The following is a 21,531-nucleotide window of genomic DNA, read 5'->3' as shown; positions in this document are numbered from 1 at the left end:
CTCCACTACCCCACCCTACACCTATTTTTATTATATACCACCAATTATTATAGGATTTTTAAAACCAATGACAAAACTTTAATCTCTTTTCATTTGTTAAAATGTAACTTATTCGTTACCTTTGCCAATGATGGATACCGCAAAGAAACATATCAGGGAACTCTACTTCTCCGACGAATTTTTAGAATTCTACAATTCTTTACCCACTAAGGTAAAGACAAAATTCGATTATGTGCTTCAATTAGTCCGATATGAACATATAATAAGTACAAAATTTGTCAAACACCTTAGTTCTACTGACTTATATGAAATGAGGGTATCGGTCGGAAACAATGAATATAGGACTATTCTTTTCGCGATAGACCACGATAACATAATCGAGGCAACACAAATACTTATCCTTAACTGTTTTCAAAAAAAGTCCACAAAGGACTATACCAGACAAATCAAAATAGCAGAGGATATCCTAAAACAATTCGAATCATGAGAAAATTTGATATAGAAAAACTTAACCGTCTCCACACGGCCGGCGAACTTCTCGATAATAAATATGGAGCAGAAGGCAGCCAAAGCCGTCAGAGATTCAAAGATGAGGCTATGGCTTGGTACTATGGCTCCATCCTTCGCGACAGGCGTAAGGAACTGAAAATAACACAGAAAGAGATAGCTGACAAAGTTGGGGTTGCCCGTACATATATCTCGCGCGTTGAAAACGGTCAGGCCGATATCCAACTCTCAAGTTTTATGAGAATTGCCAACGCTCTCGGGATTGAATTCACACCGACATTCGTTGCCGTGTAGTTATAGGTCACCTCTCTCCCACTCCACTTTCTCCGGCCGGACGCCAAGTTCGAAGTGGAGTCTGGCGATACCGAGGTCCATCTTTGCGTAGAATCCCCACGAGGTTGAAGCCACCACGCGCTTTCCTCCGAGCCATTTGAAATGAAATTTCTGTTGATTTACGGCTGTCGGTGCCAACAGCGCGCAGTCCACACCTCTCTTGAACCATCCGGGTGTCGAAGCGATTTCAGGGCATATACGGTCGGGTGACTTTATTTTATGTGACACACCCTGCGTCTTTCCATAGCCTATGGCTATCACGGCATAGAGCTTCATTCCCTCGGCTATCCTTGCCGGAACCTTACCCTTTTTGAAACTCATCCCCACCCAACAGGTATTCAGACCCATTTCCTGTGTCTTAAGGACAAGACGTTCACCATAATAGCCCAACTTTTCCTCGGTGTCGCCCCCCTTTGGCCCTATCATACATATATAATTCCTGACATTCTCAAATTTGCCGTAACGCGCCATCAGCGAAGTCCCGAAAGCCTTCGGTTCATCCGTCACCAACTGAATGTCAAGACCTGCCGCCTCGTTGCATTCACGAATCATGGCTTCAATGCTCTCCACCTTCCCGGCAGGAATCGGACGGTCAAGGTAAGCCCTCACCGAATGACGGCTCTTTATAATTTCATAATCCATAAGGCATTCATAAATATTACAACTGACTGATAGGCAGGCTTGTCGGATTCATCACCCCAAGGTCAGGCCGAGATCTTCCATGAATCCTTTGAGCGCAGGGATATTCTCGACCATGTGGGCAAGCACCTCGCGTTCGCTCCATGTGTGGGGCGAGGCTGCTCCCTGGTTCACCTCGACAGTGAGCATGAAATGGTCGTTGTCGATAGCATCACGGATAAACGTGTGAAGTTCCATGCTCCGTTGCTCGACCATGTTGAGCTGCATCTCATTCTCTACCATTATTTTATAATGGTGGCCATCAACCTGAGCGGGGAACGACGCGCGCATCGTATTTATCAGAATATGCTCGGTCGGATGCATGTTGATGAAGTCCTGCCACGCTTTATTGAGCTGATCGCGCGTATAGAGACCGTTGCGTGGTTCGCGTGTCGAAGCCGCCGAAGAGGCCTGCGCCGCGTTCTGGGCCTGATTCTTGGCAGGATTGATGGAGAATGTGGATGTGGGGCGTTTTAAAGGCCGTTTTGCCCCTCCTGACGGTGCAGGAGGATTCCCGTAGGAGACGGCTGGCGAAGAGGCCACAGAGGGTGTCTGAGGCGCGGATGAAGGGTAGGGCGCAGCCTGACGGACTGCGGGTTGCGGCGTGGAAGTCGGGTAGGGGTTCTGCGCGTTTTGCACTCCCGACGCAGGAGGATTCTGCGCCGGATATTGTTGCGCTTGCTGCGGAGCGGACTGGGCGTATGCAGGGGCGGCCTGTGGAGCGGATGCAGCAGGTCTTGGCGCAGAAGCGGTCTGTTGTTGAGCCGGAGCAGGCTGAGCGGGAGAGTGGGAGGGAGTGGCGTTCTGAATCTTCTGTAACCGCCCCTCACCTGCGCCACTGTTAGCGGGAGAGGGGCTTAGCAATTGGCATATCTTCGCCAATGTCAGCTCTATGAGAAACTGCTTGTTGGAGGCGGCGCGGTAGTTGAGATCCGCCTCATTGCAGAGATTCATTGCCCGGTAGATGAAATCGGGCGTACATTTCGCAGCCATCGAGGCCATTGCCTTGCGCGCCTCGTCGTCAGCCTCAAGGAGCACCATAGTCGAGGGATCCATGGCCACCATCAGGTCGCGCATATAGTCGGCCAGACCGTTGATGAAGAAATGCGAGTCAAATCCTCGGTCACGAATCTCCTTATATATCAGCCATGTGTCGAGCACCTTTCCTGCGAGGAAACAGTCAAGGAGCTTGTTGTAGTAGTTATAGTCAAGGACGTTGAGGTTGTCTATAGCACTCTGATAGGTGATATTGCCTCTCGACGATGCAGCCACCTGGTCAAAGATAGAGAGCGCGTCGCGCATCGCACCGTCGGCCTTGCGCGCGATTACATTGAGGGCAGCCGGATCGGCAGTCATACCCTCCTGCGAAGCGACGTACGACAGATGGTCAATCATATCCCTCACCGTAATGCGCTTGAAATCATATATCTGGCAGCGCGACAGGATGGTGGGGATAATTTTGTGTTTCTCCGTCGTAGCGAGAATGAAGATGACGTATGACGGCGGTTCCTCCAAAGTCTTCAGGAAAGCATTGAAAGCGGCAGGGGAGAGCATGTGGACCTCATCGACGATAAACACGCGGTAGGCTCCCTGCGACGGCGGTATCTGCACCTGCTCGACGAGCTGACGGATGTCGTCGACACCGTTGTTGGACGCAGCGTCAAGCTCAATGATATTCAGCGAGTTACCCTCATTGAACGCGCGGCAGCTATCGCACTCGTTACACGCCTCGCCATCCGGAGTCGGATTGGAGCAGTTGATTGTCTTGGCGAAAATTCGCGCACACGATGTCTTTCCCACACCGCGCGAACCGCAGAATAGATAGCTATGTGCCAGTCTGTGAGTGGCTATGGCATTTTTTAGCGTGGCCGTGAGAGCCTTCTGACCGACAACGCTGTCAAACGTCGACGGACGGTATTTTCGTGCCGAGACAATATAGTTTTCCATATCCACAAATTTACACACAATTCCCCGTTTTTCCAAACCTAAACATTCCCTAAAAATATATAAATCCGCGCAGATGACGCTCAAAACAACTTTACAATTAACAATTCGACAAGTCTATTTGTATATATAATAGTTTTTTCCAACATTCCATATTCTCACATCTCTCAGACTATGAACCGAACACTCAGATTATTAGGGTGCATGATGGTTGGCACTTTGCTGACTGTCGCGTGTACGGAAAAGAAGGAAGTCAATGTGTTTCATGAGCTTCAGGACGTGCAGAAGCTCGTTCTGGCCGAAATGTCGCTCAACAAGGTCGGAACCATCAGCGACGTGGGGGCAAAGGGTCTTGATGCCTTTGTCAATGAGTTTAAATTCGGCGACCGCATCGCTGCCTATTCTTTCCACACCTACATTGAAGCATACATCGACCTCGGCGAGCTGCGGGATGCCGACGTGGTGGTCGACGAGAAGCGCAAGCTCGTCAAACTCACACTCCCGCCGGTGCAGACCCAATATATCGGCCGCGATGTCGGGGTCACCGAGGAGCACTACCGTGTCAGCGGTATGCGCTCACAGATAACAGCTCAGGAACGCGCCCAGTTGAAGGACAAAATGAGCAAATCGCTCAGGGAGGATATACGCAAAAATCCTGAATATCGCTCCATGCTCATTAAGGAAGCACAGTCGAAAGCCCGCGGATTCTTCTCCATTCTCCTGAAAGACAAGGGCTACGACAGCGAAATCACTTTCCGCAACTAACCAGTCAAACACTCAATCACTATGTTCAAAAAATATATAGGACTTTACATTTTCGGCGCTCTCCTGCTGATTGCAGGACTGCTCGGAGCCGGTCTGCTGATATGGCGCAGCGGTGTCGGCTCGACCAACATGACCGTGTCCGAAACCCGTCTCACGGAAATAAAGGATATGGTCAAGCTGTGTTCGATTGAAGTGCGCGACGACGTAGCCATAAAGGATTCCATCAACGGCAAATGGATATTTGCCCGCAACACCATCAACGGGTATATCCGCTTCAATCTCGAAAATCTTGACTATCAAGTGAAAAACGATTCAATCACCATCATTCTACCCCCTGAGGAAATTGAGGTCTATGAATCGACAGCCGACAATTCCTACGAGGTCATCGACACCTGGGATGCACGTTTTCCCGGCTTCCGCAAGATGACCTCTGCCGAGGAAAGCGCCATCAAGCGCCGTATGGCCGAACGCTACAAGGATTCATTCTACGAGAAAGGCTATGTCCGCCGTGCCCGCGCCTCAGCCGTCGAAACTCTCTCACGCCTCCTCGCCATGATGGACCCCACAATCACCGTCATTGACCTCCGCCCCGATGGCTACAACGCCCCGACAACATCTATAAATTCAAAATAAGCATTTTAAAGGTCCATAAATTCATAAATGGCATAAATTACAGATTTGGATATATCGGATTATATGATTTATATTAATCCGTAATTTATGTCATTTATGAATTTATGTACCTATTAATTTGTAATTTATGTACCAATTTTTATTAAGCCGCAATCCGGCATGTGGACAGGCACCCGCCGGCGATCGGAACAGTTAAACCGCGAAGCGGTGATATGATGGTAGCCCCACCACGAGCGTAGGTGCAAGGTGAGGCCGCAGGCCGAAACCATGCACCGGAGTGAGGCGTGGGGTAAATGGTAACACACCCGAAAATGGGCATCGAAGATGTCCGTCAATTCGCAACGGAGATGATTGATTGCCAGCCTTCTCCGAAGGCATTAGAAAAAAATCTACCCAACCCCACGCCTCGCTCCCCTCATTACGGCCTGCGGCCTTCATTCGGTCCGCTCGTGGTGGGGCTACCATCGCATCACCGCTTCGCGGTTTAACTGTTCCGATTGCCCGTTCCACATGCCATATTGCAGTTTAATAAAAAGGGTACATAAATTCATAAACGGCATAAATTATATGTTTGGATATATCGGATTATACGATTTACATTAATCTGTAATTTATGCCTTTTCTGAATTTATGTACCCTTGGTTTCCTGCATTGACAACAAAGGGATTACGCCGTATTGACCGGCATAATCCCTTCTTTATGTTCTTTTGTATCCCTTGACGGAGGGTTACTGTTCGTTGGTCTCCGGAGCCTTGTCGATGAGGTCAAGGAACTGGTCGAGCTTCGGAGTGATGATGATTTCGGTGCGGCGGTTACGCTGACGGCCAACTTCGGTCGAATTGTCGGCCACGGGGTTGAACTCGCCACGTCCGGCGGCTGTCAGACGCGAAGGATCGATGCCGAAATCGTTCTGGAGCACCTGCACGATAGAGCTTGCACGGAGTGCGCTGAGGTCCCAGTTGTTGCGGATATTGGTGCGGTTGATGGGCACAGGGTCGGTGTTACCTTCAACAAGCACATCATAGTCACCGTAGTCCTTGATAATCTTGGCAATCTTGCCGAGGGTCTCCATAGCGCGTGAATTCACGTCGTAGCTACCCGACTGGAAAAGCATATTGTCGGCAAGCGAGATATATACCACGCCTTTGAGCACCTTCACATTCACGTCGTCCATCTCGCTTGAATCGAGCGAACGGGTGAGCTTGGTGGTGAGGGCGAGGTTGAGGGAGTCAGACTTTGATTTGGCATCAACAAGCTGCTTGATATAGCGGTTTGAAGCGTTGATTTCGTCAACGAGCTTGGAGATGTTGACATTGCCCTGAGTGTTCTGGTTGATACTGTTGTCGAGCGACTTCTGGAGAGCGGCATAGCTGCGCTTCAGCTCCTCATTGTTGGCTCTTGCCTGAGCAAGAAGGCTTTCGAGGCTCTTGCCGTTGGCACGGGTCTCGGCAAGCTCCACCTGCGAGGCATTGTACTGCTTCTGCAGTGAATCGTGTTCGGCCTGGAGAGCAACATATTTCTTGTTGCTCACACAACCGGTGAATCCCAACATAGCTGCTACTGCTGCGATTGTCAATGCGCGTAGTCTCATAATTCAGTAGTGTTAATTAATTTGATGTTGAATATCTGATTATAATATATTTGACTGATGCTTAGGCAAAAGGTTTAATCCTTTACATTGCTGCAGGAGCCGCACCGGGCTTCGAGGGGCGGGGAGCGGTGTTCTCCTTCTCGGCAGGACGGCGCTTGGCAAGATTGTCGGAGAACTTCTTGAGGTCAAGCTGACCATCCTTGACGGCCGAACGCATCAGGCGGCGGTTGCTGGCTTCGCTGAATGAACCCTTGGCCTTCCAGATAAGGTCCACGAAAAGGAGAGCCTTGTCATTTGTAGCACGGCCTGCGACGGTAAAGTAGTCATTGTTGACAACAGCATCAATGTCGCCTGCCTCGATAGCTTCGATGAGACTCTTGCCCATCTGGCTTTTGAGCTTGGCCACTTCCCAGACGGGATATGAGTTGAGATAGCTGACATCCTCAGTCTCCTCGGCAGTCATTGCCACAGGTGCAGGAGCCTCTGAACCGTCGATAGCGGTGAGTTCCTCGGCAGGGGAGGGATCATCCTCATTTCCGGTGTAGCCGGGCAGGAAGACAGCAGCCGCAATTACCAGAAGAATCACGGCAAGACCACCGTAGATGAACATCTTACGTCGGCCTGAACCCTTCGTCGAAGAGCTGTCGTCGTCATCCTCGTCATCATTCGAATCATAATCGGGATAGACGGGCTTACGCGTCTCCTTGGGCTGTTCCTCACGCTCCTCCGGCTCTGTTTTCTCAGCTTTTGGAAGAGTGGTGTCGATTTTCGGGCGTTCGGGCTTAGCATCAGCCGAAACATTCTCAAACACAGGAGCTTTCCCCGCAGTTTCAGTCGATGAGGAGCTTTCTCCGCGCGCCGATTCGAAATTGGGAGCGACGGGACGGCTCGTGATGCGGACATCGACATTGTAGACCTCACTGTCATCCTCGGTGACCTGACGATGGGCGCGGAAACCGTGGAAATTGCCTGAATGGAGGCGATTATATTCGGGAGTATTCTTTTCAATCGAAATCTGCTGCTCAAACACCCGGCCATCGCCGAAATCAAGACGCAGGGTGACACCCTGCTCGACAGGCTGCATGACAAGTTCAAGCTCCTCGGTGACAAGCATCTCCTCGGCAGGCTTTTTCAGTTTGAGCGAACGGTAGTTGTTGGACTGCACATGGATGTCGACCTCAGTCCCGGGCTGCAGATCCTTCTCGTAGAGGACAATGCAAGGCTCCATCGTGTTGACCGGACGGCCGTTGAGAGTGATTGTGTAGCCGTTGAGGGGCGCACCCTTGGCTGAAAGAACCTTCACGGGGATACGGCGTTCGAAACGGATACCGGTCTGCTGTGCGGTGCGCACCAGAATCGTCGAGCCCTCATACTTTGTGTAGGCCGACGGAGTTCCGACAATCACATTCTCCTTGTGCTCCTTGAAGCCCTCCTTGTGGAAGCAAAGCTCCAGACGGTCACCGTCGTAGACCTGAGTGCTGGAAGCTGTGACACCGTCGTGACACACAACGGAGTAGAGTTTGCGGATAGGCACCGTTATGCGGGGCATCTTCACACCCGGACGCAATGAAGTGGTAGCCGAGACCACTATGATGCAACGATATGAGCTGTAGTCCGGCTGATAGGGGAACGAGAAGATTGACTCCAGTTCCTGCTGCGAGATGAACGTGCGGTAGGCGGCTTCCTGAAGCTGGACACCCTCTGCCGGCTCATGATACATCCATGCCTCAAGCCTCAGCGGCTCCTCGGGTACAGATGCGGCTGCAAGAGCCTCCTCGACAGCCTCGTCTGTCAGATTCTCCTCCTCTATGAAAGCCTTTTTCAGATTCGTAAAGGCATTCATGAGCTGACGGCCCGTCAGGGCGCAGCCATTGTCCACGAGGATCGAAATCATCATGTAGCCACGCTCCGGATTCATCGTGTTGCGGGTAATCAGAGAAAAATAGTGGCCTAATGGAGAGGACTGGAGTATGTAACATTCAGTAGCATTCAGAAAACGTTTGATTGCCGCGCCCGGCTCAACCATAGTTGAATTCCAACGCGGATCAATCTCGCTGCCGGAGGCAGGATAGGAATAAATGGTTCGTGTTGCTCCCTGAAGTTCGCCTCTCAGGGCGATGTGCAGGTAGGAATATTGAGACATAAAACTAATATTGACTGTGGATTGAGTGACAAAATTACGAAAAATCCACAAGCCCGTCAAAACTTATCGTCCTTATTTGACCTATCAGCCCTATTTGGCCTATTAGCCCTATTTGACTTATCAGCCCTATCTGCCTTATTCTCCAATTAAAATGGCGGTGGCCCTCCGGGGCCGGGACCCATCGGACCGCCCGGGCCGGGACCGAATGGTCCGCCGGGAGGTGGGGGAGGAGGTGTTGCAGGCCCCCCTATAGGGCCTCCTATACCTAAATCTATCCCGAATCCGCCCGGTTGTGTGAAGTTCAGGTCTGTATCGGTGCCAAGCCACATCCCCGCGCAACCGCTGAGAAGTCCTGACATCGCCACTCCCGCTCCGAGAGCGATCATGAGCCTAAAAGTGTGTTTCTTTTTCATAGTCGAGATGTTGTCCGTTTACAATAAACAACACCCCGGAAGCCAAAAGGTTAGTGAAATTTATGAGCGCAAACGCAAAAAAGCATAAATCCTCGCCAAGATATAAGCCCCTGTCATAGTGAGGACTATAAGCGCAGAGCAGGGCACGTCGATGACCGTTCCGAGCAGCAGTCCCGCCACGCAACAGAACATTGAAACCGCTATTGAAAGCAGCATCATCGACTTGAATCTGTGGCAGAATGTCTCGGCGACCATCTGAGGCAGGGCAAGCATCGACATGAGCAGCATCACCCCGACCAGACGGATGGTGAGGACAATGCAGACTGCAACCAGAACGGTCATAGCCGTCGTTATGAAAGCCACCGGCAGATGCCGCACGGAGGCAAAGTCAGGGTCAAAGGCACAAATGACTATCTTGCGGAAGAAACATGCGAAAAATATCAGCAACACAGCCGTAAAGGCCGCAAACGACCATAGGTCTCCCTTCGTAATCGTCAGGACATTACCGAAAAGGAAGGCATTAAGCTCCGGGACATAGCCGGGAGTCAGGAAGATAAAAAGCGTACCCAAGGCCATTCCGAGCGCCCACACAACGGCTATAGCCGAATCCTCCCTCACGCGGTGACGGCGCGACATCCACTGGACACCCAACGACGAACCGACGGCAAAAACCGCAGCCATCAATACCGGATTCAAACCCAGAAAGTAGCCAAGACCCAGACCTCCGAAACAGGCATGGGTGATACCGCCGGAGATAGACACAAGGCGGCGTGTCACGATATAGGTGCCAATGATAGCCGAGGCAACGCTCAGCAGCAACATTCCCGCGAAGGCATTGCGAAAGAAATCGTATCCGAATATTTCCACAGCGAAGAAGAAACGGTAGTAGTAATATAGTCAGAATTAAAATTTTAATGGTGCCGGTCACACACCCTGAGAAAAGGGCTCAATGCCCGGCGGCATCTCCGGCCATCATCACCCACTCGTCGCGCAGCGCCGACGGCAGGGCAATGTTGCGTTGGGTGAGGGAAACACCCCAGGGATAGACATCGGCGGGAAGAAGCGTGTAGAGGACCTCACGGAACTCCTCTTCCTCCTCAGACGAATAACTGTCAGGCTCCCGGCCGGAAAAGCGGTCAAGCTCCTCATCGTCATAATAGACCGGCTTACCGTCGGGGCTGAGTCCCTTCTCGCAGACGGCATGAAGACCGCAGCACACCTCCGGCTCGCCAGAAGCATCGGCCTCAGGGCTTTCATCAGCACCGGAATCATCTCCCGGACGATGGGTGAGCCACAGTATGAGACCCGTCAGAAGGGTCACGCCAAGTATTATTAGAGCACCTGTCATATCCTCTTGCAAATCAAATTATTCAGGGTCGGGGAGGGGTGCATCGCCGTCGAGAAGGATAAAACCTGCATTGCGCATCTCATCCCAGAATTCGGGATAGGATTTGGCAACCACCTCAACATCCTTTATGATGATTCCCGGAAGGAAGATGGAAATCGGAGCAAGACACATGGCCATTCTGTGGTCATCGTAGGTATCAAATACCGGCAGTGCGTCAATCGGACGACGCTGACCTTCCCATGCAACCACATCGCGGCTCTCCGGCTGAAGCATCACCCCGATTTTGGCAAGTTCGGCAGTGAGAGCGCTCACACGGTCAGTCTCCTTGATGGCAAGGGTGGAAAGTCCTGTGAATCTGAACGGTATTCCGAGCATCACACAGGTCACAATCACATATTGCGCCAAGTCGGGAGTGTCGGAGAAGTCGACTTTCAACCGTGCATCCTGATCAGGCGAGGGGATGAGGTCAGAACCGCCGTCCTCACCTTCCCATTCGGTGGTGACACCGAGACGTTCGAAAATATCTGCCAGTTTACGGTCTCCCTGACAGGATTCGCGGGCGAGATTGTCGATTGTCACGGCTCCCGACGAGATTGCATCAATCTCATACCATGCGGCAGCCGCACTCCAGTCACCCTCAATCTTGAAATCAAAAGGCTTGTAGGTCTGCGGCTTGATGGTGACCACATCGTCAAAATAATCACTCTCTATTCCGGCATCTTCCATCATTTTCAGAGTCATGAGGATATACGGACGCGAGACGGTCTCGCCAAGGAAGGTGAGCTTCAGCCCCTCCTTCATTGTCGGGGCTATCATCAGGAGAGCGGAAATGTATTGCGAGCTGACAGATGAATCCAGTTTCAGTTCTCCACCGGCAAGTCTGCGGCCACGGATACGCAAGGGAGGAAAGCCCTCCTCGCCTGCATATTCTATGTCTGCGCCGAGCGTTCTCAGAGCTTCGACAAGCACCTTGATGGGACGGTGGCGCATACGTTCGCTTCCGTCAAGCAGAAGATCGCTACCCTCCTTGGCTGCAAAGTAAGCTGTGAGGAAACGCATGGTCGTACCGGCTGCACCGATATTGATTTCCTTTGCCTCCTGCGATGCAAGGGCATTGCGCATGGCATCCGTATCGTCACACACCGCTACTTCCTCCAAAGGCCGTGCGCCAGGAGTGAGAGCATTGATTATCAGCGCACGATTGCTCATGCTTTTGGAAAGCGGAAGGCTCAGCCGAGCCTCCAGAAATCCCTCGGGGGGTAGTATTCTGTAGTCCACAGGAGTTGTGAGTTTTGAGTTGTCAGTTGTGGGTTATTTAGTTGTGAGTTGTAAGTTTTGAGTTGTAAGTTTTTAGCTGTCAACTCCGTAATTGTAGGGACGCGCTGTAGCGCGTATGCCCGATGAAATACAATCAGGATAGTTTTGAGTTTTCAGTTGTGAGTTTTGAGTTGTCAGTTTTCAAAACAGCTCCTAACTAAATCAACATAAACTAATTCTTAGGCGTAAACGATACCATGACATTGTTGGAGGCTCCGCGCCAAGGCAATGTGCCGTAATACCGTTTGCAGGTGATTGTCACCGGCGTGCCGCTGCCTTGATACTGCTGCAACCGCCGGGCCATATCATCATCGGGAATACTGAAATAGACATCCCTTGAATAAACGTTTCCTTTGTCGGCCAGTCTCGACTCGCTCACCATCTCACCTTCAAACGTGCGGAAGATGATACCGCGTTTCTCGACAAGTGTAACATAGCCGGTCACCTGTGATTCAGTGACGTAAGGGACGAAATAGCGGATCCACACCGTCACTCCGAGCACCGCGAAGACAATCACAAAGAACCAGACGAGCACTTTGCGATGCCTGCGTTTAGGCTTGACAGCCACGCCGGTCGTTCCTTCGCCGGACTGATTACTGAAATCAAACGATGGTGATGCCGGATCAGTCATCTGACCGGACTGTCCGTCAGAAGGCGGGGAGGAAGAGGGTCGGGCAGGGGAGTCGTCAGTCTGCTCTTCCGAAAAATCGTGGAGGAAATAATCCTTGTCGCTATCGTCAAATTTCATAATTCACAGATAATTATTGAGGTTTTTGAGAGATGAGTGGTCAGGAGTGCCGGGCATGGTGCTTCGAGAGCGCTATGCAAGCGAATGTCAGCAATCCCTGGATGATGAGCACGAGGGTCTGCACCCCGACAAGCATGTTGGCAAACGAGAGGGCATATTCGCGTGTCAGACCGGGAATATCGGTCGAGAACAATGCTATACCGAAAATCATGGCCCACTGATAGGGTCCGATGCCACCGTTTGACGGCACCCCCATCGAAATACTCGTGAACACGAAACACACGGCAAGCGCGGCGATTCCGTGGCGGCCAATCATTTCAGCAGTGAGCGGGAAAGAGAGGAAAGCGCAGTAGAGAGCCGTGATGTAGGAGCCCCACAGCAACACCGTGTAGAGCAGCCACAGACCCTTTCCGCGCATCTTGACTATCACGGCAAAACCCTCCCACAATCCGTGCCATATCTGCTTGATTCTGACAATGACCTTATGCTCGGGGAAACGCACGAAGAGCCACACACACAGAATCAGCGTGGCTATCACCGCTCCCCAGAGCAGGGGGGAACCGAGAAGATCGAAAAGTTTGGCCACCAGACCGCCATCCTGCCCGAAATAGGCCCTTAGCTGCGCTCCGGCAGGAATGAACGTAAGCAACAGCAGCAGGAACACAGTCACCGTGTCGGCAAGACGGTCGGCCACCATAGAGCCGAACACCGTCGTGAACGGCGCCTTCTCACGGTTGGCTATATAACCCGTCCGCCATACTTCACCGAGGCGAGGAAACACGAGATTGACCGAATAGGTCCCGAGAATACTCAGGACAAGCTGCCCGAATGTCGGACGTATGTCGAGCGCGCGCAACTGTATCTGCCAACGCGCAGCCCTGAACACCTGGGCAAGCAGTCCGAAGATTATATTGGCAACCATCCACCGGAAGTCACACTCCTCACGGATGATGCGCCACATATTTGCCGGATTTATATCCTCATTGTCAAACAGCAACCAGCACAAGCCCACCGAAATCACGAGAGGAACCCCGTATTTCAGCAGATATGTCCCGAGCCGCTTCTTCGCAGCCCCGGGAGCCAATTCTGAACTGTCGCCGTTAACCTTCATAAGCAAATTGAAAAATCCTCAGATGAAAAAACAATTCTTCAACTTACAAAGTTACAAACTTTTTCCAACACCCAAAGCCCCAAAGCCGAAAAGCATTGCCTATCCATCGAGTTTTCAGACTCCGCAACCCGTCTTCATCATTCTTTCGGCATATTCAAGCGGACAGTGTTGAGCACACCTACATCTGATTTTATACGCGATATCGCATCATATTCCTCAAAAGCAAGCGCATCCTTATGCACATTCTGTTCGAAATCAACTCCGGTGCCCTCACAGAGCTTCTTACCGATGGATACAAGGGAATTATACAGGCAATGTCCCCTAACGTAAAGATAGACATTATCCTGCGTGAGTCCTTTTGCGGAATATCGGGCAGCCTCTGTCTGATGATTGAAATCACCTCTGTCATTAATCTCCGCCACAACTTCGGACAATGATGAGGCAAGACGTGATAAAAATGCCTCTCCGTTGTTCAATTCATCGCCCTGCCGGTATTGTAGAGTGATTATCGAGCGGAACTTATCCCGGTTGAACCCCCTCAGACCGTTTCGCTCATTATAGAGCATAAACAGGAAAGGCTCATAGAGTATCCGGGAATATTCTTTCAGAAACAGTTCGAAATTAAACGAATCACCCTTTCCGGTACGCCGGGCAAACGTCTCCTGCAATCTGCGGGCAAATGCACAGTGGTTCTCCCATGAATAGGTATATGTCTGCAATATTCCATTTTCCGCCGATACATCCTCATCAAGCATATAACGCAAATCACTGTCTATGCAGACAAAAAATTTCCGGGAGAGGTAGCCACGATATTTCAGACATTGAGTGCATCCGGTGTTTCGCTGCCCCTTCTCATTGGTTGTCGCAGGCATGAATTTATATTTGACAGGCCGGTATTTTGAAAGAATCTGTCTCCAGAACCATATATCGTCCTTATCCTCCACATGCACAATGGAGTCCACTCCATACATCAAGGTTGAAGCCGCAAGACCCTTTGCAGCCTTCTCATAGAAAGATTTTTTGTCAGCATCCATAGCCTAATCGGATTCGAGGTCATTCATGAACACAATCTTATCCTCCCATCCGTTGGCAAAGATATTCGGCGAGTGGGTGGTCAGAATCAACTGGCAATTCGGATTAAGTTCCCTGATAAGGTCTATCAGCCTATCCTGCCAGCTAATATGCAAGGAAATTTCGGGCTCATCCATAAGCAGGACACTCGGTCTCTCTTCCTGCAGGAACACAGTGGTCAATATCAGCAATATCTGTTTCTCACCCGACGATAGCTGGTCAAGCTGTACTTTATCGCCACCGACTGTCAGAAACTTATCGTTGACCGTCAATAACTTTCCACCGACCGTCAGTAACTTCTCGGTTCCCTTTACAGAGAACACAAGAGTATTGTTTTGCGGATCAATGGCAATCTTCTTTCCGGTTTCTTCGAAGAGCGAATTGACAAGTTCAAAGAATCTGTCGATTCTCTTCTCTATCGTCGACGATTGTTCAGGAAAATTCAGCATCTTCATCCGATAGTCAAAAAAAGATGTTCCTTCTCCATTCTGATTGATGGTGTGTTTCAATTCCTGCAACAGCAGACTTTCGGTCTTTTTCCTGCTTGCAGCCGGGACATCAAACGAACGGATATATGTGACCGGACTGCTGATTTCAGAACCTCCAACAAACTCAACCAAATTCTTTTTCGGCTTCTGTCCGTTGTAAAAGTCATAAATCAGATTCAGCAATGTAGTCTTTCCGGAGCCGTTGATACCGACGAGAATATTCACATCCTCGTTGATGTTACCCCAATGGAGATTAACTCTTCCCCACATCTTACGGACCTGAAAATTTTCTATATATCTGCTATTTTCCATAATGAACATCTTTGAAATTACAAAGTTACCCTTTTTTCATCAAAATGCAATTCCAGGGGAAGAAATCACATCAAAACATTCCTCTTTCCATTGGGCGGAAGCAACAATCGGGGTGGGGAGGACGTTAAAAATATTGAAAGAACTCATGTTTTTTCTCAACCCTCTACTTTTCCTCAACCCTCTACGTTTCCGTCAACGATAGTCGACAACATCCTTATCTATAGCCCGGGATTTCCCGGCTCTCACGAATCAGCAAATTCTAATTTTTCCAATCCGCACTTCCACATGGCAACCTCAGCAACCCTGATAATATCGATAATGGTGGTGAGCATGATACTCCTCATCGCCTCCATCATACTGACTTTCATGTCAAATACTTTTGCAGTCCTCGCAGCCTTCGCCGGACTGGCAGGCATCGGGCTGACCGCCGTACATGCCACCTCAACACCCCTCATCTTCTGGGGAATCGCGACCGTCATCGTTCTCATCCTTCAATATCTCCTGCCAAAGAACATCTCCACCTCGCGCCGTGGTGTCGGCTACATCGCCGGAGCAGCTCTTGCAGGTACATTCGTCGGACTCGCCATCTCCCACGAATGGATGATAATAGGTGCCGTCGCCGGAGCCATCCTCGGAGGCATAGCCTACAGCCGCACGCCGGCAGGAAGTGTGATGGAATTTCCATCTTCCAAATTTTTAAACTATCTTTGTGCCAAAGGACTGCCGGCTGTGGTCACAATGTCCATCGTCGGCACTGCTCTACTGTGGCTCATCGCCGCGTTTTCATCCAACCCAACCGTACCCTCACCTCTCAATTAAACAATAATCTTTCCCATGCGTCCGATAATCACCTTCATACTCGCCCTCCTCTTCACAGCAACTGCCTCTGCGCAGATCAACAAGCTCAAACGCGAGAAACCCGACCTCGAAAAAATCCGTCAGGAGACACTCGACACGCGCTCCCAGTACTATTATCCCCGCCTCATGCAGGAATTCCAGCGCAACGACACGCTGATGAAAATCGACAAGTACCGCCATCTCTACCTCGGCTACATGTTTCAGGAGGACTACAACCCCTACCGCTCCTCGCAGCGCGACATCCAGTACAACGTCCTCAACCGCTCAAACAAACTCACTCGTCAGGAATGCGACTCCGTGATAGCCTACGCTGAGAAAGCCCTTGCCGACAACCCCTTCAATCTCGGCGAGATGGTGATGCTCATCAACGCACTGCGCGAGAAAGGCAAGACAAACCTCGCCAACATCTGGCAATACAAGCTCAACTATCTGCTCATGGCCATCGTCTCGACCGGTACCGGCGAGGATGAGGAGAACGCATGGTATGTCATCGAGCCTCAACATGAGTATGTCCTCCTCAACATGATGGACTACACCGTAGCCGACCACGTCTTCTACGATCCATCTTACGAATATATCACCGTCAAGGACTCCGAAGGAAAATCCAAAGGGGGCTACTACTTCAACATCGGTCCACTGCTGAAGGAATACTACCGCAAGCACCCCGACGAGCTCTGAGCCCTCTCTCAGCTCCCTTCCCGGTCCGGGAAATGCCAGCAAACCCGACAATCTACAGTCATCGATTCCGAGATTACAATCATCATTTGAATCAAACCAAACGTCAACTCCATCATGGATTTCACACCCTTCGCACGCGCTTTGTTCGGTCATAGAGTAAATGTCTCACGGTCATGGACCGGTCACACACGCGAAATCCAGCTCAACGAGCTCGACCGTCTGCTCAAAGCCCTGCGTTCCACCCGCTGGGCCGCTGAAAACGGACTTGACACGGTGAAAAACTATGATGACTACCGCCGCGCGCTCCCCACGACCATCCCCTACGCCTCCCTCCGCCCGTGGGTCATGAGAATGATAGCGGGTGAGAAAGACCTCCTTTGGCCGGGTGTGACACGCAACTTTGCACAATCATCCGGCACCTCCGACGGCAAAAGCAAATACATCCCCGTCACACGCGAATCATTCAACCGCTCCCACTACCGTGGAGGAGCCGATGTCGTGGCTCACTATCTCAGCCTCTACCCCGACAGCCGCATATTTTCCGGCAAGAGCTTCATCCTCGGAGGCAGCTTCGCCAACGAACTTACACTGCCCCCCTCAGTGAAGGTAGGCGACCTCTCGGCCAACCTCATCGACCGCATCAACCCTATCGCCAACCTCTTCCGCGTACCCTCAAAGAAAGTGGCCCTTCTCGAAGACTGGGCTGTAAAACTCCCGGCACTTGTCGAAGCCGCGATGGACGAGAACATTACCAATATTTCAGGTGTCCCATCGTGGTTCATGACCGTCCTCAAACAAATCATAGCCAAAAAAGGAGCCTCGACAATCCACGACGTATGGCCCAACCTTGAAGTTTTCTTCCACGGAGGTATCTCTATGGCCCCATACCGCGAACAGTACCGCCACATCACCTCACCCTCGATGCGCTATCTCGAATGTTACAACGCATCGGAAGGCTTCTTCGCACTCCAGAACGCCATCGGCGACCCCTCGCTCCTGCTTTTGCTCGACTGCGGGACATTCTTCGAATTCATCCGTGCCGACGAAGCCGACAGCGACCGACCCGAAATCATCCCTGCTTGGGAAGTGGAAGAGGGGGAGGTCTATGCTATGGTCATCACCTCTTGCAACGGTCTGTGGCGCTATCCCCTCGGCGACACCGTCCGCATCGAATCTGTCGACCCGCTGAAAATCACCATTTCCGGACGCACCAAGAGCTACATCAACGCTTTCGGCGAGGAACTGATGGTTCAGAATGCTGAAGCAGCCCTGACGAAAGTGTGTCGCGACCTCAATTGTGAGATTGCCAACTATACCGCCGCACCTGTCTACGCCTCCGACCATTCCCGTGGACGCCACGAATGGCTCATAGAATTTAACCGCGAACCCGCATCGCTCGACGAGTTCGCCCGCTGTCTCGACCTCGCCTTGCAGCAGGAAAACAGCGACTACGAGGCCAAGCGCAGCCACGGCATATTTCTCGACCAGCTTACGGTAGTCAAAGGGCGTCCCGGAGTTTTCGACACATGGCTTGCATCCACAGGAAAGCTCGGCGGACAGCGCAAAGTGCCCCGCCTGTCCAACTCCCGCCACCCGATGGACGAAATCCTCCGCTTCAACAACTGACACCTAACAACTCAAAACTCACAACTAACAACTCAAAACTATCCTTATCGTATGTCATCCGGCATACGCGCTACAGCGCGTCCCTACAGCCCCACAACTCACAACTAAAAAACTTCTGTCACTTCTGCCCGTCTGTTCTTCTGTATCCCCCAACTCACAACTAAAAACTCACAACTCCCACCCCCTTTGAACCGTTTTTGAAAAAATTTGAACCAGATGGCGCAAAACTCTCGGCCTCCCTTCCGATTTTATTTCCTAACTTTGCCATAACCAATCAAAAACTAAACTCAAAACACCTGATGAAACACAGATTTCTTACTTCAGCCGCCTCACTTCTCATCGGCGCATCGCTCTTCGCAGCATCTCCGAAATACATCTTCTACTATATCGGCGACGGTATGGGAATGGGACAGGTAATGGGCACCGAAGCCTACAACCGCACAGTCCTCGGCAACAACGAGCCCATCCTCATGATGCAATTCCCCGTTAACTCCGTATCGACCACATATTCAGCGTCATCGCCTGTCACCGACTCCGCAGCAGCCGGAACCGCACTCGCCACAGGCTATAAGACCCGAAACGGTATGCTCGGCGTGACTCCCGACACGACAGCCGTCACATCCATAGCAAAAACACTCTTTGACGATGGCTATGGTGTTGGTCTCGTCACTTCAGTCTACCCCGACGACGCAACTCCTGGAGCATTCTACACCCATGTTCCCCACCGCGGTATGTTCTATGAGATAGGCAAGGATGCAGCAGCTTGTGGCTACGACTTCATCGGTGGTTCCAACCTCCGTGGAACCAAGGACAAAAACGGCAACAAGACCGACCTCATGGACATCTTTGCCGAGAACAATGTCCGCGTCATCCGCGGTGCCGAAGGCTTCGACACCATCACCTCGCGCCGTGTCCTCATGCTATCGCCTTTCGAGGACCGCACTTCAAACATCGGCTACACCATCGACTCAATCCCCGGCGCACTCACACTTCCCGTCATGACACAAGCCTGTCTCACTCAGCTTGAACGCAATGGCCGTGACCGCTTCTTCATGATGGTCGAAGGTGGCAATATCGACCATGCAGGCCATGCCAACGACGGCGGTACAATCATCAAGGAGACCCTCAACTTCAACGAAGCCCTGAAGATTGCCTACGACTTCTATCTCGCTCACCCCGACGAAACCCTTATCGTTGTCACCGCTGACCACGAGACAGGTGGCATGGGCCTCGGAAACAATGCCGTAGGCTATGATCTCCACCTCCACTACTACGACTATCAGAAAATCTCAAAGGACGAATTCTCGGACTATTGCCGCAGCCTTGCGCGCTCACGCCGTGCCTACCGTTGGGACGATATGGAGGAATTCCTGAAAGAGAAACTCGGCTTCTGGACCAACGTCCCCGTGACACCCGAACAGACTGCAATGCTCAAATCCGAATTTGACCGCTGCATCGTCCACCAGAGCGGTTCGGACCAGAAAACCCTCTACAACAGCTTCGACCAGTTCACCCTCAAGGTGTTCAACATCCTCGACAGCTTCACCGGCCTCGGATGGACCACCAACGGTCACTCAGGCGGTCTTGTGCCTGTCTATGCTATCGGCGTAGGAGCTGAGAAGTTCGCTTCGTTCAACGACAACACCGACCTCCCCAAACGCATCCTCGAAATCGCCACTTCCAAGTAAAATCCTCAATACCCTTTCGTGTTAGCAGGAAGGGTACATAAGGACAAAAGGTCAGAAGGGACATAAGTTTTTTATTTTTTCGATTCTGCTTTTTAATTGAATTGCAACGCTTTTTTTTGTCGCAATCAGCTAATCAGCCGTTAAAATAAAATAAAAAAACTTATGTCCCTTCTGACCTTTTGTCCTTATGTACCCTTCCTGCAAATAGCTTCCATTTTGTCATTATGTACCCTTCCATGCCAACACATTCCCGAAAATACATTCCGGATGGAGTATTATTTGCATTATCGCACCTTTTACGGGATTTTGCGTATTAATTTTGTTGCAGAAACAAAATTAATTACGCAACCATGACTTCAATCCTCTCTCCAGCCTCAAAGACATCCCGACGCAAAGCCGATTCAACCTTCGACAATATCTGCCTTAAATTTGCCGGCCCACGGAAATCATCGTCTCTCCCCGTCTCCAAGAAGTTTTATGCCGACATTCTGGAGCGGGTAATCGTCACGTCACTGCTCCTCCCGGAGAGCGAGAAATTCACTCGTCAGACAATGGATCTGATCGACACCTACCTCCGGACACACAAAATTCATCTCCCATCGCAGCCCAAGGAAATCCAGCTCATTTTTGCAGTCATTCTACCCGAAATCGACCGTGCCCTCACGCGCTCCGAACGTGCCAGGGAGAGGGCGGAAAAACGCCGTGGAACCGCTATTGAAAACCTCCCGGAATCCCGCTCCGACCACCACTCCGAATCCGCAAAAATCCCCCCTTCCGCCACAACTTTTTCAGCATCGGATTCCACCTCGAAAACTGCTCCCCGAGCCTCATCGGGACAGGGTAAAATCGCCCATGTAGCAACCATATCTTCCCACCAAAATTCCACCCCGAAAAGCACACCGGAAACCTCATCCGAAACCACAAAAATCTCTACCTCTGCAACCCTGTCTTCTCACCAAAATTCTACCCCGGAAAACTCACCGGAAACCTCATCCGAAACCACAAAAATCTCTACCTCCACAACCCTGTCTTCCCTCAAAAATTCCACCCCGGAAACCGCTTCGATCTCCACGAAAATTTGCCCTTCGCGCAGGTCGGCAATCAATGTTGACGAAGAGGTGGAGCACCCTTTTCACATACAGAAATCCGGAGCTGATGAAGAGCTGAAATCCGCAGAAAAATCTCCCGTTCGGACAAGCCTCATCAGCGGGCGTATTCCCCCTCCGTCCCGCCCTCACCCGACGTGACCGACGCCGTCTGGCCAACGCCGAGAAGCGCG

General features: G+C 51.1%; 21 protein-coding genes. 9 read left to right on the top strand and 12 right to left on the bottom strand.

Going from position 1 to position 21,531, the window contains the following annotated elements:
- Window positions 1–127 precede the first annotated feature (127 nt).
- Window positions 128–487 carry a type II toxin-antitoxin system RelE/ParE family toxin gene (locus QZ310_RS11885; protein ID WP_297073085.1) on the top strand — a complete coding sequence of 120 codons (360 nt, stop codon included), beginning with the start codon at window positions 128–130 and terminating at the stop codon, window positions 485–487.
- Entirely contained in the window at window positions 484–801 is a 318-nt protein-coding gene (locus QZ310_RS11880; protein WP_297073083.1) for a helix-turn-helix transcriptional regulator, read from the top strand. Before QZ310_RS11885 ends, QZ310_RS11880 begins: the two co-directional genes overlap by 4 nt.
- Here the strand turns inward: QZ310_RS11880 and QZ310_RS11875 are convergent, their stop codons facing one another.
- The gene (locus tag QZ310_RS11875) at window positions 802–1,482 is read right to left on the bottom strand and encodes a nitroreductase family protein (RefSeq protein WP_297073081.1); all 681 of its coding nucleotides are present in this window, start codon (window positions 1,480–1,482) and stop codon (window positions 802–804) included.
- Between the two features lie 51 nt (window positions 1,483–1,533).
- Window positions 1,534–3,465 (bottom strand): DNA polymerase III subunit gamma/tau, encoded by a 1,932-nt coding sequence (locus QZ310_RS11870; RefSeq protein ID WP_297073079.1) that lies wholly within the window; start codon window positions 3,463–3,465, stop codon window positions 1,534–1,536.
- A gap of 171 nt (window positions 3,466–3,636) precedes the next feature.
- On the opposite strand from QZ310_RS11870, the gene QZ310_RS11865 reads away from it, so the two are divergent.
- Window positions 3,637–4,227: a DUF4230 domain-containing protein gene (locus QZ310_RS11865; protein WP_297073077.1), complete on the top strand. Its 591-nt coding sequence runs from the start codon at window positions 3,637–3,639 to the stop codon at window positions 4,225–4,227.
- A 21-nt stretch (window positions 4,228–4,248) separates the two neighbouring features.
- On the top strand, window positions 4,249–4,860 hold the full coding sequence (locus tag QZ310_RS11860) for a DUF4230 domain-containing protein (protein ID WP_297073075.1): 612 nt from the start codon (window positions 4,249–4,251) through the stop codon (window positions 4,858–4,860).
- Window positions 4,861–5,587: 727 nt separating this feature from the next.
- Here QZ310_RS11860 and QZ310_RS11855 read toward each other — a convergent pair.
- The 10 genes from QZ310_RS11855 to QZ310_RS11810 form a co-directional block, all read right to left on the bottom strand.
- Window positions 5,588–6,451, bottom strand: a complete 864-nt coding sequence (locus tag QZ310_RS11855) for an OmpA family protein (protein WP_297073073.1) — start codon at window positions 6,449–6,451, stop codon at window positions 5,588–5,590.
- An 82-nt stretch (window positions 6,452–6,533) separates the two neighbouring features.
- Window positions 6,534–8,594, bottom strand: a complete 2,061-nt coding sequence (locus QZ310_RS11850) for a hypothetical protein (RefSeq protein WP_297073071.1) — start codon at window positions 8,592–8,594, stop codon at window positions 6,534–6,536.
- 146 nt (window positions 8,595–8,740) lie between these two features.
- Complete coding sequence (locus tag QZ310_RS11845) at window positions 8,741–9,007, bottom strand: hypothetical protein (protein WP_297073069.1); 267 nt, start codon at window positions 9,005–9,007, stop codon at window positions 8,741–8,743.
- Between the two features lie 60 nt (window positions 9,008–9,067).
- On the bottom strand, window positions 9,068–9,874 hold the full coding sequence (locus tag QZ310_RS11840) for a metal ABC transporter permease (protein WP_297073068.1): 807 nt from the start codon (window positions 9,872–9,874) through the stop codon (window positions 9,068–9,070).
- A gap of 79 nt (window positions 9,875–9,953) precedes the next feature.
- Window positions 9,954–10,355, bottom strand: coding sequence for a phospholipase (locus tag QZ310_RS11835; RefSeq protein ID WP_297073066.1), 402 nt, complete (start codon window positions 10,353–10,355; stop codon window positions 9,954–9,956).
- Window positions 10,356–10,373: 18 nt separating this feature from the next.
- On the bottom strand, window positions 10,374–11,633 hold the full coding sequence (locus QZ310_RS11830; RefSeq protein ID WP_297073065.1) for a 3-phosphoshikimate 1-carboxyvinyltransferase: 1,260 nt from the start codon (window positions 11,631–11,633) through the stop codon (window positions 10,374–10,376).
- A 211-nt stretch (window positions 11,634–11,844) separates the two neighbouring features.
- A complete protein-coding gene (locus QZ310_RS11825; RefSeq protein WP_297073063.1) occupies window positions 11,845–12,420 on the bottom strand; it encodes a hypothetical protein in 576 nt (191 codons plus the stop codon).
- A 40-nt stretch (window positions 12,421–12,460) separates the two neighbouring features.
- Window positions 12,461–13,531 carry a lysylphosphatidylglycerol synthase transmembrane domain-containing protein gene (locus QZ310_RS11820; protein WP_297073087.1) on the bottom strand — a complete coding sequence of 357 codons (1,071 nt, stop codon included), beginning with the start codon at window positions 13,529–13,531 and terminating at the stop codon, window positions 12,461–12,463.
- Between the two features lie 137 nt (window positions 13,532–13,668).
- The gene (locus tag QZ310_RS11815) at window positions 13,669–14,565 is read right to left on the bottom strand and encodes a DUF4435 domain-containing protein (protein ID WP_297073060.1); all 897 of its coding nucleotides are present in this window, start codon (window positions 14,563–14,565) and stop codon (window positions 13,669–13,671) included.
- Between the two features lie 3 nt (window positions 14,566–14,568).
- Window positions 14,569–15,402, bottom strand: coding sequence for an AAA family ATPase (locus QZ310_RS11810; RefSeq protein WP_297073058.1), 834 nt, complete (start codon window positions 15,400–15,402; stop codon window positions 14,569–14,571).
- A 285-nt stretch (window positions 15,403–15,687) separates the two neighbouring features.
- On the opposite strand from QZ310_RS11810, the gene QZ310_RS11805 reads away from it, so the two are divergent.
- The 5 genes from QZ310_RS11805 (at window position 15,688) to QZ310_RS11785 (ending at window position 21,499) form a co-directional block, all read left to right on the top strand.
- On the top strand, window positions 15,688–16,221 hold the full coding sequence (locus QZ310_RS11805; RefSeq protein ID WP_297073056.1) for a hypothetical protein: 534 nt from the start codon (window positions 15,688–15,690) through the stop codon (window positions 16,219–16,221).
- Between the two features lie 15 nt (window positions 16,222–16,236).
- Window positions 16,237–16,938 (top strand): DUF4919 domain-containing protein, encoded by a 702-nt coding sequence (locus QZ310_RS11800; RefSeq protein ID WP_297073054.1) that lies wholly within the window; start codon window positions 16,237–16,239, stop codon window positions 16,936–16,938.
- A 114-nt stretch (window positions 16,939–17,052) separates the two neighbouring features.
- Window positions 17,053–18,564, top strand: coding sequence for a GH3 auxin-responsive promoter family protein (locus QZ310_RS11795; protein ID WP_297073052.1), 1,512 nt, complete (start codon window positions 17,053–17,055; stop codon window positions 18,562–18,564).
- 299 nt (window positions 18,565–18,863) lie between these two features.
- A complete protein-coding gene (locus QZ310_RS11790; protein ID WP_297073050.1) occupies window positions 18,864–20,252 on the top strand; it encodes an alkaline phosphatase in 1,389 nt (462 codons plus the stop codon).
- Between the two features lie 350 nt (window positions 20,253–20,602).
- A complete protein-coding gene (locus QZ310_RS11785; protein WP_297073048.1) occupies window positions 20,603–21,499 on the top strand; it encodes a hypothetical protein in 897 nt (298 codons plus the stop codon).
- Window positions 21,500–21,531: the final 32 nt, after the last annotated feature.

This window comes from uncultured Duncaniella sp. (assembly GCF_910577345.1).
GTDB lineage: Bacteria > Bacteroidota > Bacteroidia > Bacteroidales > Muribaculaceae > Duncaniella.
This window is presented reverse-complemented; position numbering and strand designations above follow the sequence as displayed.